At 33.4% G+C, this 16,238-nt stretch carries 16 protein-coding genes; 2 read left to right on the top strand and 14 right to left on the bottom strand.

Annotated features, from left to right (window positions below):
- Positions 1–3: 3 nt before the first annotated feature.
- The 11 genes from rplV to A5893_RS01695 all read right to left on the bottom strand — a co-directional run bounded on the left by rplV (position 4) and on the right by A5893_RS01695 (position 8,442).
- A complete protein-coding gene (gene rplV / locus A5893_RS01745; RefSeq protein WP_068820818.1) occupies positions 4–369 on the bottom strand; it encodes a 50S ribosomal protein L22 in 366 nt (121 codons plus the stop codon).
- A 3-nt stretch (positions 370–372) separates the two neighbouring features.
- Positions 373–639, bottom strand: a complete 267-nt coding sequence (gene rpsS / locus A5893_RS01740) for a 30S ribosomal protein S19 (RefSeq protein ID WP_068820817.1) — start codon at positions 637–639, stop codon at positions 373–375.
- Positions 639–1,463: a 50S ribosomal protein L2 gene (rplB, locus tag A5893_RS01735; protein ID WP_068820816.1), complete on the bottom strand. Its 825-nt coding sequence runs from the start codon at positions 1,461–1,463 to the stop codon at positions 639–641. Before rplB ends, rpsS begins: the two co-directional genes overlap by 1 nt.
- A 7-nt stretch (positions 1,464–1,470) precedes the next feature.
- On the bottom strand, positions 1,471–1,761 hold the full coding sequence (rplW, locus tag A5893_RS01730; protein ID WP_068820815.1) for a 50S ribosomal protein L23: 291 nt from the start codon (positions 1,759–1,761) through the stop codon (positions 1,471–1,473).
- Position 1,762: 1 nt separating this feature from the next.
- The gene (gene rplD, locus A5893_RS01725; protein ID WP_068820814.1) at positions 1,763–2,392 is read right to left on the bottom strand and encodes a 50S ribosomal protein L4; all 630 of its coding nucleotides are present in this window, start codon (positions 2,390–2,392) and stop codon (positions 1,763–1,765) included.
- A complete protein-coding gene (rplC, locus tag A5893_RS01720; protein WP_068820813.1) occupies positions 2,392–3,009 on the bottom strand; it encodes a 50S ribosomal protein L3 in 618 nt (205 codons plus the stop codon). The genes rplD and rplC overlap by 1 nt, the downstream gene beginning before the upstream one ends.
- A 537-nt stretch (positions 3,010–3,546) precedes the next feature.
- Entirely contained in the window at positions 3,547–3,984 is a 438-nt protein-coding gene (locus tag A5893_RS01715) for a VOC family protein (RefSeq protein ID WP_068820812.1), read from the bottom strand.
- An 827-nt stretch (positions 3,985–4,811) separates the two neighbouring features.
- Entirely contained in the window at positions 4,812–5,720 is a 909-nt protein-coding gene (locus tag A5893_RS01710) for a helix-turn-helix domain-containing protein (RefSeq protein WP_068820811.1), read from the bottom strand.
- A gap of 55 nt (positions 5,721–5,775) precedes the next feature.
- Positions 5,776–6,813, bottom strand: coding sequence for an aldo/keto reductase (locus A5893_RS01705; protein ID WP_068820810.1), 1,038 nt, complete (start codon positions 6,811–6,813; stop codon positions 5,776–5,778).
- 290 nt (positions 6,814–7,103) lie between these two features.
- On the bottom strand, positions 7,104–7,889 hold the full coding sequence (locus A5893_RS01700; protein ID WP_068820809.1) for a sterol desaturase family protein: 786 nt from the start codon (positions 7,887–7,889) through the stop codon (positions 7,104–7,106).
- A 64-nt stretch (positions 7,890–7,953) separates the two neighbouring features.
- Positions 7,954–8,442 carry a Crp/Fnr family transcriptional regulator gene (locus A5893_RS01695; RefSeq protein ID WP_232456784.1) on the bottom strand — a complete coding sequence of 163 codons (489 nt, stop codon included), beginning with the start codon at positions 8,440–8,442 and terminating at the stop codon, positions 7,954–7,956.
- A 1,068-nt stretch (positions 8,443–9,510) separates the two neighbouring features.
- On the opposite strand from A5893_RS01695, the gene A5893_RS01690 reads away from it, so the two are divergent.
- Positions 9,511–11,631 (top strand): hypothetical protein, encoded by a 2,121-nt coding sequence (locus A5893_RS01690; RefSeq protein WP_068820807.1) that lies wholly within the window; start codon positions 9,511–9,513, stop codon positions 11,629–11,631.
- A gap of 24 nt (positions 11,632–11,655) precedes the next feature.
- Positions 11,656–12,324: a hypothetical protein gene (locus A5893_RS01685; protein WP_068820806.1), complete on the top strand. Its 669-nt coding sequence runs from the start codon at positions 11,656–11,658 to the stop codon at positions 12,322–12,324.
- A 230-nt stretch (positions 12,325–12,554) separates the two neighbouring features.
- On the opposite strand, the gene A5893_RS01680 is transcribed toward A5893_RS01685, so the two are convergent.
- The 3 genes from A5893_RS01680 to A5893_RS01670 all read right to left on the bottom strand — a co-directional run bounded on the left by A5893_RS01680 (position 12,555) and on the right by A5893_RS01670 (position 16,156).
- Complete coding sequence (locus A5893_RS01680) at positions 12,555–13,412, bottom strand: DUF5694 domain-containing protein (protein ID WP_157687355.1); 858 nt, start codon at positions 13,410–13,412, stop codon at positions 12,555–12,557.
- 503 nt (positions 13,413–13,915) lie between these two features.
- Positions 13,916–15,085 (bottom strand): glycoside hydrolase family 16 protein, encoded by a 1,170-nt coding sequence (locus A5893_RS01675; RefSeq protein ID WP_198342238.1) that lies wholly within the window; start codon positions 15,083–15,085, stop codon positions 13,916–13,918.
- Between the two features lie 198 nt (positions 15,086–15,283).
- Positions 15,284–16,156 (bottom strand): hypothetical protein, encoded by an 873-nt coding sequence (locus tag A5893_RS01670; RefSeq protein WP_068820803.1) that lies wholly within the window; start codon positions 16,154–16,156, stop codon positions 15,284–15,286.
- Positions 16,157–16,238: the final 82 nt, after the last annotated feature.

Raw genomic sequence — 16,238 nt, 5'->3', positions numbered from 1 at the left:
TACTTAATTAGTTTGAGGTTCTTTATTCACACTACTATCTACTACTAAAGTTACATGGTTAGAACGCTTACGAATTCTATAACCACGACCTTGCGGAGCAGGTCTTAAACGCTTTAATTGGCGGCCGCCATCAACCATAATGGTTTTAACGAATAATCCCGATTCTTCTGGGCGTTCACCCTCATTTTTTGATTCCCAATTTTTTATAGCAGATAACAAAAGTTTTTCAACTCTTATTGCTGCTTCTTTATTTGTGAATTTTAATATCGATAGTGCCTTTTCTACACGTTCACCTCTGATTAAATCAACAACCAGTCTCATTTTACGAGGCGAAGTAGGGCAATTATTTAATTTTGCTATTGCTTCCATTGCTTATTTTCTTTTATCAGCGTGTCCTCTAAATGTTCTGGTTGGAGCAAACTCTCCTAATTTGTGACCAACCATGTTTTCAGTTACGTAAACAGGAATAAATTTATTTCCGTTGTGTACTGCAAACGTATGACCTACGAAATCCGGAGATATCATTGATCTTCTTGACCATGTCTTAATTACGGTCTTTTTACCTGCATCATTCATTGTAGAAACTTTCTTTTCTACATTGTGATCTATATAAGGTCCTTTTTTAATCGAACGAGCCATTATTTCTTCCTCCTAGCTATGATTAAACGATTTGAGTTCTTCTTTTTATCACGGGTTTTGAAACCTTTAGATAACAAGCCATTTCTTGAGCGTGGGTGACCACCTGATGATCTACCTTCACCACCACCCATTGGGTGATCGACTGGATTCATTGCAACACCCCTTACTCTTGGACGGCGACCTAACCAACGCTTTCTACCAGCTTTACCTAACACTTCGTTAGCATGTTCTGAGTTAGAAACCGTTCCGATAGTTGCGGTACAAGTAGTTAAGATCAAACGAGTTTCGCCAGAAGGCATCTTAATAGTTGCATATTTACCGTCTCTTGCCGCTAATTGTGCATAAGAACCAGCACTTCTTGCTATTTGAGCACCTCTACCAGGATTCAATTCTATGTTATGAATAATAGAACCTAAAGGAATATTTGCCAAAGAGATGTTGTTACCCACTTCTGGAGCAACTGTATCACCGGCTATCACTTTAGCACCTACCTGAATTCCTTCTGGAGCGATGATGTATCTTTTCTCTCCATCGGCATAATGTAACAGCGCAATACGGGCAGTACGATTTGGATCGTATTCTATTGTTGCTACTGTTGCGGGGATATCTTTTTTATCGCGTTTAAAATCTATTAGTCGGTACAATTGCTTGTGACCCCCACCGACATAACGCATAGTCATTTTACCAGTATTGTTTCTACCGCCAGACTTGCCTTGTTTCACAACAAGTGACTTTTCAGGAATGTTAGTAGTGATTTCTGTAAAATCATTACCAACTCTGAAACGAGTTCCTGGGGTTACTGGTTTAAATTTTCTTAAGCCCATAATCTAATTAAATATTGCTATAAAAGTCAATAACTTCACCTTCTTTTAAAGTAACCACTGCTTTTTTGTATTTAGCAGCCCTACCTGATACCATACCGGCTTTGGTAGATCTGGTTTTTAATTTACCAACTACTACCATTGTATTTACCGATAAAATACTTACGCCATACATGGCCTCAATTGCAGATCTTATCTGTAATTTGTTTGCTCTTTGATCGCACTGAAAAGTATAACGGTTATGTTTCTCAGTTTGCAGCGTAGCTTTTTCTGTTAATACAGGTTTTCTTAAAATGTCCATATTACTTGGCTAATGCCTCCTCCAATGTTTTAACCGAACCGGTTGTAAATACTAATTTTCCTGCGTTTAATACATCATATGTATTAAGATCGGCAGCAATAACCACTTTAGTACCTTGTATGTTTCTGCTTGCCAGGTATACATTCTGATTTGCATCAGGCAATACCAACAAAGTTTTTTGACCTGTGATATTTAATGCTCCTAAAAGCCCTACAAAGTTTTTTGTTTTGGCGTTATCGAAGTTAAAATCTTCTAATATTACTACGTTGTTGTCTTTAGCTTTATAAGATAAAGCTGATTTACGAGCTAATTCTTTAAGCTTCTTATTTAATTTGAAGCTGTAATCGCGAGGTTGAGGACCAAAAATTCTACCACCACCATTAAATAATGGAGATTTAATACTTCCTGCTCTTGCACCACCGGTACCTTTTTGCTTGTATAATTTACGAGTAGACCCTGCGATCTCATTACGTTGTTTAGACTTGTGCGTACCTTGACGTTGATTAGCCAGATATTGTTTTACGTCTAAATAGATGGCATGGTCATTTGGTTCGATACCGAAGATATCTTTAGAAAGCTGCACCTTGGCACCTGTTTCTTTACCTGATATGTTTAATACTTTAACTTCCATTACTTCTCTATTAACACATAAGAACCTTTAGCACCCGGGATTGAACCGCTTACTACTAATAAGTTTTGTTCTGCAAAAATCTTAACGACTTGAAGGTTTTGGATTTTCACCCTATCACCACCCATTCTACCGGCCATTCTCATTCCTTTAAAAACTCTTGAAGGATATGAAGAAGCACCCAAAGAACCTGGAGCTCTTAAACGGTTATGCTGACCGTGAGTTTGCATACCCACACCGCTAAAACCGTGGCGTTTTACAACACCCTGAAAACCTTTTCCTTTAGAAGTACCCACTACATCAACGTAGTCTCCTTCTACAAAAAGATTAACATCTACTGTTTGTCCTAAAGTTTTGTCTTCTGTAAAATACTTAAACTCCACCACTTTACGCTTTGGAGTTGTACCAGCTTTTTCAAAATGACCTTTAAGGGGATTAGTAGTGTTTTTTTCTTTTTTCTCATCGTAAGCTAACTGCACCGCAGCATAGCCATCACTCTCGATGGTTTTTACCTGTGTTACCACACAAGGTCCAGCTTCTATAACAGTACAAGGTATGTTTTTACCGTCTGCGTCGAATATGCTGGTCATTCCTACTTTTTTTCCAATAATTCCTGACATTTCTTAATTTAATTAACACCCATCGAAGCAGTAGGGCTTCGTTCAAGGTGGATACAATATCCGCTCATTAGCGGACGGCAAAGATAGGAAACTGTTATTAATTATCAAATACTTACGCACTTATTTTTCTATTTTTTTTTGAAAGTGGTTTTAGAGGGAGAAAAAGGCATTACGTCCTTAAAATAAGTATATGAACTTGTCCATGGTATTTATGTTTTAGCCCAAAATTAGAATCCTATTCAATTGTTAAAATATTCAATTGAGGTGTTTTATCCAAATGCAAAAACATCATATCTTATGGTTATCCTATGGTTGTCTTATCTTTATCCTATAGTCACCTATTAAATTATGTTATTTATAAACGGTTAGTTTTTAGGTTAAAGTTGGTTTTATGAAGCGGATAGGGTTTTTTAAATGGTATAGTTGCGGAGGCCTAACCCTAAATCCCTCTCCAAAGGAGAGGGAATTTACTCATCTTTAATTATATGAGCGTTTACATCAATCTACTGGTTTATGTTCTTATCCTGGATAAGGCGTTTACATTTGTCCTTTAAACTTGGGGTCAAAATCTATCATCCATTCAATTCCATATTTGTCTCTAAACATTGCAAAATAGGATCCCAAAGGACTATCGCCAATAGGCATTTCAACATTACCCCCTGCAGATAGTCCGTTAAATAATTTATCGGCTTCTTCCTTGCTTTCTGCACTGATCGCAATTTTAGACCTGTTTTCATTCTCGTTTACCCGGCCCATTGATTCTGGAACATCGTTAGCCATTAAAATATTTTTACCGATAGGCAATGCAATGTGCATTATTTTATCCGCCTCATTTTCTGGTACAGGATTTTGGGGACTTGCCATATCTTTGAAACGCATGATGTTTGCGAACTCTCCGCCAAATACTGATTTATAAAAATGGAATGCTTCTTCGGCATTGCCGTTGAAGTTGATGTAAGGATTGATAAGTGCCATAATTTTAATTTAGATTTTAGGTTGAGAAATATTTTTTGATTATAAATTTAAGAACTCATGTAATGCGCAATAAATACCCTGGCCAATAATGAAAACTGTAACCCATTTGAAATGAATTGATCATTCATTAACCTATCATTTTAAACGATAAAAAAGTATCGCATGGCTTGCTATTTTAATTATACAAATATTGGCTAATAAATTAAATTGTTAGCGGTTAATAAAAGACAAAAAAAGGGTGATTTGCGACAAATATTTTATCCTCATTTCAATATAAGACACCTACGTTTAAAAAGAACAATATCTAACATGGGTAAAAAGGTATTAAATGGTTTTGTGATCCTACCCTTGTCTATTTTTTAATGTTATAAATTAACCGTTAATTTAGGTTAAGATAATTTTTAATATGAAATATTAAGAAGAACAGGCTAGATATTAATTAGTTAGTATCGGTTCGGCTGTTTTTGCAAGCCCAATTGTGTTACCAGTTATCCTGACCAATTTAGCGGGTTATATGGTTACAGCAGGATTGGTTGCGGCAGCTGTAGCTGTGGGTACGATGAAAGAGAAACCTGTAAAGTAGGAAGACGTTTTATTTACTAAATTTTAGATCTGCCCCAAAAAGGAGGCTTTTTTATAGAATAGCATTGTTCAAATTCGTATAAAGTATTCATATTATGTGTTAAACTGATGGTTTCTCTGCTTGGTGATGTGGCGGGTAAAGAAGCCTAAACTTCAATAATCGCCAAATTTTTAAAAAGTACTAACCTTCGATTTAACTACTGAGCCGCCAATTTAATTAAGGGGATGTTAGCAGTGATTTTCTATCAGTTAAATGAATTTCTAAATTCTATTGGTGTTAACTTTGTTTTTGTTTTAAAAAGTTTGCTAAACGATTGTGGGTATTCAAATCCAAATTGGTAGGCTATTTCACTCACACTTAAATCGGTTGTTGTCAAAATTTCTTTTGCTTTTTCTATGAGTTTGTTATGAATGTGTTGTTGTGTATTTTGTCCTGTTACACTTCTTAACATATCACTCAAATAAGAAGAAGAAACATTGAGTTCATTTGCTAATTTCTCGACTGTTGGTAGTATTATATCAGATTTTTCTGAAAAATAATGGTGTAATAAATTTTCAAAGTTTGAAAGCAAGTCGTTTGTTGCCATTTTTCTGGTTAGAAATTGCCTACAATAAAAACGGTTGCAATAACTCAAAAGCAATTCAATGTTTGATATAATTATGTCCTGACTAAAATTGTCTAATCTGGAATTAATTTCATTTTGAATATTTTTTACAATTGTCTCAATCGTTTTTTCTTCTTCGTTAGACAGGTGCAATGCTTCATTTATTTCGTAAGAAAAAAAGCCATAATTTTTAATTGTTTTTGTTAATGAATATTGTCTAATCAAATCAGGGTGAAACAATAATGACCAACCATCATTATTTCTATTTTCTTCTGCATCAACAGTTATAATTTGATTTGGTGCAATAAATGACATTGTGCCTTCGTCAAAATCATATTTGTTTTTACCATATTTTAGCTGTCCTTTAAAACTACGTTTTATTGAAATATTGTAAAATTCTAAAAGTAGTTTTTGGTTTTTAGAATTGTTTGTGGTTATAGAATGGTCAATAATTGTTATTAAAGGATTTAATGGGCTTGGCAAACCCATTAGAGTATGTAATTCTTTTACTGAATTTATTTTGATAAAATTTTGCTGTAAACTATTCATATTTTTAAAACTTGCAGGCAGCCAAAAACTGTGTGTGCATTTTTAGTTTATAAATTTAAGCATTTTGAAAATCAACCCCTGAATTTCTATCCATTGTCATTATCTCGAGAACATTTCCGGGATATTCAATCGGTAATTTACTAACATTATCTAATTGTGCTAATTCATCATTCGTAAAAGTAATTTCTACCGCTTTTAAATTATCTTCTATCTGATATATTTTTGTAGCACCAATTATTGCACTCGTCACGACTGGTTGATGTAACAGCCAAGCCAAGGCTATTTGGGCAATTGATGCGTTTTTCTGTTTAGCCATTGGTCTCAATATATCCAAAACATCATAAGCTCTTTCTTCGTGAAATGGCGGAAAAGGAAAAGTATTTAATCGTCCTTCTTCTTTATGTCCGTCTCTTTTATATTTTCCTGTCAATAAACCACCACTTAAAGGGCTCCAAATTATCATTCCAACTTTTTGGTCTAATAGTAAAGGCACCAATTCTCTTTCGGCATCTCTCACGTCTAACGAATAATTAGCTTGTAAAGAAGCAAAACTGTCTAAATGATTGTATTTAGAATATGATAATGCTTTCATTAATTGCCAACCTGCAAGATTACTTGCACCAAAGTATCTAATTTTTCCACTTCGTACTAAATCGTCTAATGTTTTAATCGTTTCTTCAAAAGGTGTTAAGGGGTCGGCAGTGTGAATTTGGTAAAGGTCAATATAATCCGTTCCAAGTCTTTTTAAACTTGCTTCAACTTGTTGAATGATGTGTTTTTTTGAAAGTCCAAGGTCGTTTTGACTTTTGCCCATTGTACCTCTAACCTTTGTGGCCAAAACTAAATCATCTCTGTTGATCCTAAGATTTTTTATCGCTTGCCCTATCATCACTTCCGAAAGTCCTTCAGAATAGATATTTGCTGTGTCAATAAAATTAACACCTGCTTCGGTTACAGTTTTAATTTGTTCATCTACTGCATTTTGGTCAAGGTTTCCCATATAACCAAAAAAACCTTTTCCTCCATAGTTCATTGTTCCTAAACAAAGTGTTGAAACTTTTAAACCTGTACTTCCTAAAATTTTGTACTTCATTTTATATTTTTTTAGTAATGAAGTGTAAAGGTCAGAAGTTTGGAAAGTTTGCCCGTGTTCAAATTGAGGTTATTTGTGTTCAAAATGAGGTAGGGTTTGTAGTTGCAGGGTTGCTTGTAGTATAATAGCTAACGGTTTGGGTATTGGCGTAGTGGCGGATTTTTTGTACAAAAGTTCAATCGAAGCACAAAAGCTGAACATTGTACAAATGTTCGATCTAAGTACGTCACCTACTATTAAGCCAATACACTATTATCGGATGCCCTTTTGTCTATCAGAAGTTGTTGGCTCTAAATGTGATTGTCTAATTTTTTCCTTTCTTGTATTTTGTCATACTCACTTTCGTAGTCTTTGAATTCAGTCCCTAAAAGTTTGTCCCAAATACGAAAGTGAACACCATAATTTCCGTTGAATTTACTATGGTGCATATTATGATGTGTACTTGATGTTAAAAAACGAAGCCAACTTTTATTAAGTTTTGCCGAATACAATTCATAGCCTAAATGAGCTTTTACATTGTCTAATAACCCCCAAATTTGTACAAACATTAATACAGGGGCATAAATAGGAAAGAAATAGGCAACTGGAAAAATCCAAAATGAAAGCAGAAAAGGCTCAATAAAATGAAATGACATTGAAGTAAACGGATTTACATCTACACTTTTATGATGTTCTAGATGAACATACTTAAAAAGTTTTGGTTGGTGTAACAGTCTATGACACCAATAGAACCACGTGTCGTCAAGTAATAGTAAAAAGAAGAAACCGCCAAAAGCAAAAAATATATTATGGTCTGAAATGTTAATGTAAATTTTGGTATATCCTTTTGTGCTCAAATAAATTACGATGCTACTAAAAGTTGCCCCCACCAATAATGTGAAAAGTGAGTTTTTAAGTTCTCGTTTTATTTGGTTGCCATCTACTCGTTCTTTGAGTTGTATTCTCCAATTCTGTAATCGGTTTTTAAATTTTTTCCAAACCAAAAAATATGCTGATAGAATGAAAGTTCCATTAAGCATAAGTCCAGAAATAAAGCCTTGCGGTAGGATCAATAAAATTTGTTTTAATGCGTCCATTTTCTTTTGCGTTTAATTTAGTTGCAAAAGTCGTTAGGATAAATGCGCATTCACTTAACAATTGTTAGGAAATGATTTGCCGTCTAATTCTGCTCAAACTTTCGGGTTTCATTCCTAAAAATGAAGCAATGTATTGAATAGGTATGTTTTGGATTAGCTGGGGTTGATTGTCTATTAGTTTCTTGTAGCGTTGTTCTGCGTTTAGTGTGGCTAAGTCGTTTGCTCTGTTTGCAGTTGAAAAAATTGCTTGCTCAAAAATGATAAGACTAAATTTTTTAAAGTTTTCGCTTTCATCAATTAGCTTTTTAAGGTTGGCATTTGTTATTCTTAATATTTCGCAGTCTGTTACGCACTCCACATTTTCTGTTGCTTTTATTTGGTTTATAAAACAAAGAAATGAAGCAATAAACCCATTGATAGAACAAAGATAAGTGGTCTGTTCATCACCGTTTTCGTCATAATAAAATAGTCGCATAAACCCCGATGAAACAAAATAGAGATATTGAGGAGTTTTACCTTGCTCTTCTAAAACAGTATTTCTTGAAATTTTCACTTGTTCAAAATATGTTCTACAAAGTTCAATGTCTTCCAATGAAGGTTTTACAGTCTTGGAAATAATGTCAATTAAGTTGTCAAGCATTTGTATTTCATTGTCGATTTATGTTTTCGTTGTGTCGTTTTTTGGGGTTGCCGATAACTTATATATGTGTTATAAACCCCTCTGTATATCACTATTTTTGTTTAATTATGGGTTTATGAACATCATAAAGTTAATTAAATAATCTATGTGAGAAGGCAATTTTTAAGTCTTAATGTGAGCGGTTGGATAATCTTTTTAAAAAATTATAGTGACTGTTAGAAGTGCGACTTAACCTGCGAGACATGGTACGCTTAGATAACATCACTATCTGCCTAGGTTTATTAATCACCCCCTTACCCCCGCCGGCGGGGGGACACCTTGCAAACGGTTCAATAAAAGTTTGAGTTTTGAGTTATTCAAGCTTTGAGTTTTTTTATTTTGGTTTTTTCTTTTGTAAATAAATCTGCGGTCCATTTAGTATGGCATTATTATAAGGCTAACTATTTTTTTTAAATATCCCTAAATTTTATGGGATATGTAAGTTGATTACTCAATTTAAAGCTTACGGGGTTTTTTTTGTTATTATTTAGCTTTGGCGAGTTTTAAATAGATTTTTGGAAACGGATTAAAAATCCTTAATTATTTTTTTTATATGATGTGCTTTTCTAACATCTCGAACAGCTTAAGGCAGAAGGCTTAAAGCAGAATGCGAATGCAGAAAGCTTAAAGCCAAAAATTTATACTACATGATTTTTAGCTATTATTTGAGAATTCAGTTAGTAGATTTTAAGTAAATATTATTGAAAAGCCCTGACGAAATTTAGGGCTTTTTATTAGAGCAATCTTTTTTAAAACGGAGGCAATTCACCATGGGAGTTCATGATTAAAATTATCTTTTAAGTAAAGTAAGTATGCCTGTAAAGTATGTTGTGTAATTTTAATAAATTCAAACCGACTTACTATTTCTTTAAATGAAAAATACCTGATTTTGGGGATTGCTACTGTATGGTTTAACTTTTAAATTAGAAGAAAAAAAACAGCATGAAGAAGTTAACTATTTTTCTGACGCTCTTATTTAATTTGTTATTTGCTTATGGACAAATCAAACCCATAAAATTTGACAAAAATGGTAGGGTAATTGAAGTGTCTCCTATCATAAAAGGTCAAACTGAGTATGATAAATTAAAAAATAGTTTTAACACAACTACGACAGCTATTGATGCTACTTTAGAGGAAGCTAAAGTTGATTTGATAAAAGACATTATAGAAAGATTGGAGGCTAGTATCAAATCTTTAGAAGGGGGGAAAGAACAATATAGTTTACTATTTGAAAAAGTAGCTGAAATTAGAGACCATTATTGTGAAGCAAGAGGAGACTTACAAAGGCTGATTAACACTAAACCTTTATCAGACGCTGATAATATAAATATTAGGGGCTTACCCCTTATTACTGATGCGTTAAAAGAAGTATGGGATAAAAAAACTGATAGCGCTACCAGTTTAAATTTAAACAAAACTTTTGCAACCTTTAAAATCTACAAGCCTTCTTTAGCCAATCTTTTTTATGCGGCACATTATAACCTTGTTTATGCAGATACAAAGAATCCCATTTATAAAAGTTTAGGCGATAGAGATTTATTTGCAGCACTGAATACATTTAGTGACCTTTTAAAAAGTTTAGAGGAAAAACTGAAGGATCCTTCAGGCTATAGGGAAGCCCATAAATTGGCTACTATTATTAGCAAGTCGGAGCTTTTTTTAATGTTTAAAGAACCCTGGTTAGCACAGCTTTTGTGGTTGAATAAAGCAGAACCCAGAGTCAACCCATTTGATCATACCAGCGAAATATTATTACTGAACAACCCAGGTTGGACTTTATCTGAAGATCATGCCTACCAAGCTTATTTAGATGCATTGATCAAACGAAAAGTGAGTTTTGATAGTAGTGGGAATTACACTCTATTTAAACAGATTTTAGCTGAGAAAAATCTGTTGAAAAGTCGAAGTACTTTTAATACCATAAGAGATTCTTTGAAGAAGGTATCAGACCAAGATTTTACCAAGCTGAAAATTGGGTTTACCTATCTTAATCTTTTAAAGATACCCTATAATGAAACTTCAATTAATGAGCGATATTATAGAAGTATTATGGCTGACAATGAATTAATAGAAGGGGATGATGAAGATTTGAAATTTTTGAATGCAGCAGAAACAATTACTTGGGCCGTACATAACAAAGTTGAAGGGCAAACCATTAAATTAAACGCACCCAATAAGGTGGCGTTAAACGCAACTGGGAAAACAGAACAGGAAATTAATCGGTTTTTTAGCGAAGCGGCTAGTTTGTTTGCAGTTTTAAATCCTAATATTTTGCAGTTCAATAAGTTTGTCAACCAAATTACAACTCCAAGATATATCCAAGATCCAAAAAAAGCATTTGGAGAAAAACCACTTTTTGATGTAAATGAACTTAAATTTGATGGAGATGTAGAAACCTTGAAAAAAGGAAATTTATACCTAAAATTGCTGGAAACAAGTACTTTACCACCTGCACCTTGGACGCCAAACCAAAGTAAAATCCCAATTTTTGAAACCAAGCTATTAAAATCGGAAGCACTGGATACGTTAAATACGTATAAATATACGATACAATCCATCCTCAAAAAAGATACAACGTTGATTGATGCCGTAAAATTTAAGGTAGGTAAATACGTGAGATTTAATTTAAGTGGAGGATTAGCTTATACATTTAATGCACAATCACAGAACGAACTGAATCAAGATAGCCAAGATAATATTAGTTTCAAAAGTAGCTCACAATCTTACCGGGGAATTGCATTATTTAATTTGTATTTCGTTGGAAAAGGGATGTTAAAACCAGATGACAATATATTGCCCAAAAGAGATGGGTGCGGAAGATTGTTTTGGCAGTTGGGTGTAGGCATACCAGAGCCATTGACCAATTTTTACAGCGGTGTTGGATATAATATAGGGCCAGGGCTGTTATTTTCTACAGGAATACATCTATCCGGAAAAAACAGATACGATGTGGTTAACAATGAAGTGATTGAAGAAAAGAAAATTTATCAGCCTAGAGGATATGTATCTATTAGTGTTGAGCCTGGTAACCTATTGAAAGCTTTAGGTTTGTTTGGTAAATAATAGTCGATAATTTAAATTTAAGTCATGAAAAAATCAATCCTATATATTATCCTCTCATTTGCTTTGTTAGGCTGTGGTAAAAATGTAAATACCATTGGAGAGCAAGCCTATTTGTATGGCATACTCACTGCTGAGAATCAATATTTAACATTAGAAGCACAGGCCAGTCCCATTAAGAATCGCATAGTTTATATCTCCAGTTCACCAAGTGATAGCGTAAATTATATCTATCGTGTAAGTACGGATAGTGTAGGGCAATATCATTTTAAAGGATTAAGGAATGATAAAGATTACCTGATTTTTTTTAGAGATACCATTAAAGGGAATTTTTATTCGATTTATCAAACTTTAAAACCATCTGAAAATCCACAAATGCTTAAGGCTACTATAGCTACAAAAGATGCAACAGGAGCAATTTTTAAGGTGGCAGATAGTCTTGGTTTTCCGGTGAATGATGCAGAAATTTACCTATTCAGAAGCAAGGTATTGGCTGAAGCGAAAACTAGTAAAGGGAGTGTGTATCAGCTTAAAAGTGATGCTAACGGAGAAGCCTTAAAAACAGGAATGAGTTTAGGAGAATGGTTTACTTATGTCACTTTTAAAATAGATACTTCAAATCATTTACAGGCTATCCAAAATCTTGTGGTCAATAAAGGTCAACCTACAAATATAACAGTTGTTTTAAGGAAATGAGTTGAATTGGTGAGGAGGATTTGGTTAGGTAGTCAATGAGAAAATTAGCTAATCCTAGATCATAGTATTATGATAATAAATTAAATACACCACATCACCAAATATTAAGCTAAACATTACCAAGGAGAAAATATAGGAATTAAAATATCAATTATCGGCAAATTTTTAAATGTACTAATCTTCGATTTAGTACAAAACCCGATCTATTGCCCCACCGATGAAGCATGTAGTTATTTATCCAGATAACGATGCCCATCAATAAGATTGAATTCTTCGTCATCCCGAATTATATTCTTCAGAGAACCAATATGCGCTACACCAATAATTAATAAAGTCTTTTTAGAATTTTGCTGATTTACGGTAGTCACGATATTTGAATAAATTTTGTAATCTCTATTTTTAAAAACAGATGTAAGTTCTGCACCTATATATTTAGGATTTACAAATGCCGTATCAACCATAGCATCAGGATTTTTAAACGTACCATTTATTACTCTAGAGGGTGTAATATATCGTAAATGATAAATCTTATTAATTATTTCAGGTTGATTTAAAAAAGTTAAGAAATCTTTAAATGATAAGCTTCCTTCTTGTAGCGCCTTATATTTTTCACTGGCAAAAGTTCTAAGTTCCAAATTTTCTTTTTTATAAATCTCAATGTTTTCTCCATTTTCTAAAATACTTTGAGAAGTAGCACCTGGCGCATTTACACATAATATTTTCGGCAAATTAAGTTTCTTGCCCATACGAAATGCTAATTGATACACTTCACTACGCCCATCAGGTAAATCTTCTATTTTTAATTTATCCTGTAAAAAGAGCCCATATAAACTGTCAATTTTTGTTTGATCTTCAGGTAACAATTCAACCATAATCATATCTGGTTTATAGGGTAATACTAATGCGGAAAAATCTGCAATTTCCTTTTGCCTTTTTGCAAGCAAAACATCAGTATTAGGATTATCACTTTTGTAGATTTGTGCCAGATGATCTGAACCTAATATAAATATATCAGTCTTTTGAGCTTGTGCATGAGCCTTAGACCATACTCCTATTAAAAGGATAGGTAAAATAAGTTGTAATTTCATTCTATATATTTTGATTGTTTTGGCTAACTGCATACAACTTATTTATGTGCAATGAAGCCTCTTATTTATCTATTCTTGCTTAAATGTGGGTAAGATCATCATAAAGTTAATTAAATAATCTTTGTGAAAAAGCAACTATTTAAGTATTATCGTGAGTAAATGGTTAAACTTTTTTAGTGGATTATTGAAACTGTTTGTAAAGATATGTGACATAACCTGCAGGGCATATTACGCTTTGCTTACATCACTATCATTAACCACCCCCCTACCCCCGCCGGTGGTGGATACCTTGCAAATGGTATAAATAAGAATTTTAGTTTTCTTTTATTTCAGCTTTGGATTAAACGGCTTAATCGTTAAAATTAAAATATAGGCTGTATAGCAGAAGTGATCAATTAAAATACCTATTAAACCTAAGTATTTATTTAACAGCGTTAAAATTAAAAAAGACGGACTTATTAGGCCCGCCTCTTTAATATTTTAATAGGATATTTTGAATTTTGTTATTGAAAAACCCTTACATAATCTACCACCATTCGCTGCGGAAATACTGTAGTAGTATCTGGGTTTCCTGGCCAGTCTCCACCAACCGCTACATTAAATGTGAAGAAGAAATCTTTTCTAAAAGCATCCATACCGGTTGGGCTGGTATTAAATCTTTTATATTCGATATCATCTAAGTATAAAATAATTGTGGTTGCATTCCATTCCATGCTAAATACATGAAATTGATCTGCAAATTTACCTGTAGGGAGAGTATAAGAGCCTTGAGACTGCTGGTGGGTTACATCATTCCAATGGATAGTAGCATAAGTTTTAGAATCGCTTTTAGGACTTACTGACCCGCCAATTAATTCCATTAGATCTATTTCGCCACAAGTTGGCCAACTTACTGCACTTTTATTGTTGCCCAACATCCATAACGCTGGCCAAATCCCCTGACCTTTTGGTACCAATGCCCTGACATCTACTCGTCCATATTTAAAAAACTTTTTATCCTGAGTTTTTATTCTTGATGATGAATATTGCCTTCCATTTACTGCTTCTTTTTTTGCAGTAATCACAAGGTAACCATCTTTTACTTCCGTATTGCTGGCTTGGTAGTTTTGCTGTTCGTTATTTGCCCAAGCATTACCAGTTTCTTGTGTCCAAAAAGCGGTATTTAAAGAAGTTCCTGAAAATTCATCCGCCCAAATAAGTGTTTTGCCTGGATAGGTAAGCGGTGTGGTATAACCTAAAGTAGGAATAGTAAAAGGTATATCTACGGCTATAGCCTTATCGCCAAAAATGAAATTATCATTAGCAGAATATGCAATCACATGAACTGTATAATTACCTGTAGATGAATATCTAATAGTTGCTTGTCCGTCTGGAGAATTAATTGCAGTCTCCCCGTAAGAAATACCGAATGTGTAACTATATCGTACTGCATTTTTTGCTGTAGCAGTAAAATTTACATTGCCAGAACCATCTGAACTTATTTCTGCGTTGATTACTAAGTCGGTAGGTTTAGTATTTGGTACCGTATCTGGAGTTTTTGTTTTACTGCAGCTGCTAAAAGTTACTATTGCAAGCAATAGAATTAAAATATTTTTGGTCTTCATTAAAGTAATATTATAATTGGTATATAATCTATCAAAGATAGATGTATGTGGTGATATTGTAAGTGACATTTGTACCAAATGTAAGACTCAAATGTATTATTTAAAGGTTATTAGCCTTTTCATTAAAATTGATTAAATGTGGATTTTATGATTTTTTTTTTAAAATCCGAGGGTTCTATTAGCTAATTATTTAAAAACGATTTTGTCTAATATTTATGGGTGTGCTTAACATGATATTAATCCACTATCAAAATTGATCTCGTTATTTTAAAAATACAATTTTAACCCTAAACCTAAATTATTACTGTTACGTTCTACCTGGTTTAATTTAGTAAACGCAATATCTCCATTATCATAAAATAGTTCGTCAATCCCTGCTCCTGTATTCCAAAAACTTTTTTGGACATCTATAAAAAAGGCTGAACTTTTATAAAAAGTATAGACCACTGTTATCTTACCATTCAATGCAAATCCATTTGCAGTATGCTTAAAACTGACAGGATGCGCAAAATTATCGATTAGATTCCAATCGGCTTTTGCGTGGTAACCTAATTGGTGATAAGCAAAATCTGTTTCTAAATGCAGGTTTGTTTTTAATTGTGCATCAAATATAAAACCTACAAAAGGACCAGACCAATTGGCCTTGTAGGAGGTATTTAATTCTTCTATATTTTCATCGAGCAAAAACATTGATTGAGTAGATTTTCCGTAACCTAAATATGGGGAAATTGAAAGTTTTTTATTTTTGTATTTATAGCCTACAGTAATTAAATAATCAGCAGTATATCCTTTGTCGCTTTGTAAATTAGCTTCAAATACTGGATTAACACGATTATCATCAGCATAATCAGTATCGTTGGCGCTACCCCCTATTATAGCAGAATAATTTACAGACCCTTGTATAAATAATCCTTTCCATAATTTTGTTTTTAATGAGGTTTGAAACGCAGGACCTCTAAGATTTTTCCAAATAAGTTCCGAATATACATTAGGATTTGTACCATTAGCACTGCCAGCTATAGACCATTTAAAATCACTTTGCTGATAAGCCGTTGAGATGGAAAACTCAAATCTATCCTGTGCTTTAACAAAATCGACAAATAAAAACAGATTTATTAAACAGCATATGTAATTTTTCATAGGATAAAAAGGTGCAATTTATAGGTTAGTTTGAGTATTTATATTTAGATAAATTTAATGTTTTAAAGTTGGAAGTATGTGT

It is taken from the genome of Pedobacter psychrophilus (genome assembly GCF_001652725.1).
Lineage (GTDB): Bacteria > Bacteroidota > Bacteroidia > Sphingobacteriales > Sphingobacteriaceae > Pseudopedobacter > Pseudopedobacter psychrophilus.
The sequence above is the reverse complement of the archived record's forward strand: the minus strand, read 5'-3'. Positions and strand labels throughout refer to the sequence as shown.

Excerpts from the sequence above, each read along its gene's own strand:
- A5893_RS01670 (WP_068820803.1), bottom strand. The coding sequence starts at position 16,156 with ATGAAAAATTACATATGCTGTTTAATAAATCTGTTTTTATTTGTCGAT.
- A5893_RS01715 (WP_068820812.1), bottom strand. The coding sequence starts at position 3,984 with ATGGCACTTATCAATCCTTACATCAACTTCAACGGCAATGCCGAAGAA.
- rplV (WP_068820818.1), bottom strand. The coding sequence starts at position 369 with ATGGAAGCAATAGCAAAATTAAATAATTGCCCTACTTCGCCTCGTAAA.
- rplB (WP_068820816.1), bottom strand. The coding sequence starts at position 1,463 with ATGGGCTTAAGAAAATTTAAACCAGTAACCCCAGGAACTCGTTTCAGA.
- A5893_RS01700 (WP_068820809.1), bottom strand. The coding sequence starts at position 7,889 with ATGGACGCATTAAAACAAATTTTATTGATCCTACCGCAAGGCTTTATT.
- A5893_RS01680 (WP_157687355.1), bottom strand. The coding sequence starts at position 13,412 with ATGAAATTACAACTTATTTTACCTATCCTTTTAATAGGAGTATGGTCT.
- A5893_RS01710 (WP_068820811.1), bottom strand. The coding sequence starts at position 5,720 with ATGAATAGTTTACAGCAAAATTTTATCAAAATAAATTCAGTAAAAGAA.
- rpsS (WP_068820817.1), bottom strand. The coding sequence starts at position 639 with ATGGCTCGTTCGATTAAAAAAGGACCTTATATAGATCACAATGTAGAA.
- rplW (WP_068820815.1), bottom strand. The coding sequence starts at position 1,761 with ATGGACATTTTAAGAAAACCTGTATTAACAGAAAAAGCTACGCTGCAA.
- rplD (WP_068820814.1), bottom strand. The coding sequence starts at position 2,392 with ATGGAAGTTAAAGTATTAAACATATCAGGTAAAGAAACAGGTGCCAAG.
- A5893_RS01685 (WP_068820806.1), top strand. The coding sequence starts at position 11,656 with ATGAAAAAATCAATCCTATATATTATCCTCTCATTTGCTTTGTTAGGC.
- A5893_RS01690 (WP_068820807.1), top strand. The coding sequence starts at position 9,511 with ATGAAGAAGTTAACTATTTTTCTGACGCTCTTATTTAATTTGTTATTT.
- rplC (WP_068820813.1), bottom strand. The coding sequence starts at position 3,009 with ATGTCAGGAATTATTGGAAAAAAAGTAGGAATGACCAGCATATTCGAC.
- A5893_RS01675 (WP_198342238.1), bottom strand. The coding sequence starts at position 15,085 with ATGTCACTTACAATATCACCACATACATCTATCTTTGATAGATTATAT.
- A5893_RS01705 (WP_068820810.1), bottom strand. The coding sequence starts at position 6,813 with ATGAAGTACAAAATTTTAGGAAGTACAGGTTTAAAAGTTTCAACACTT.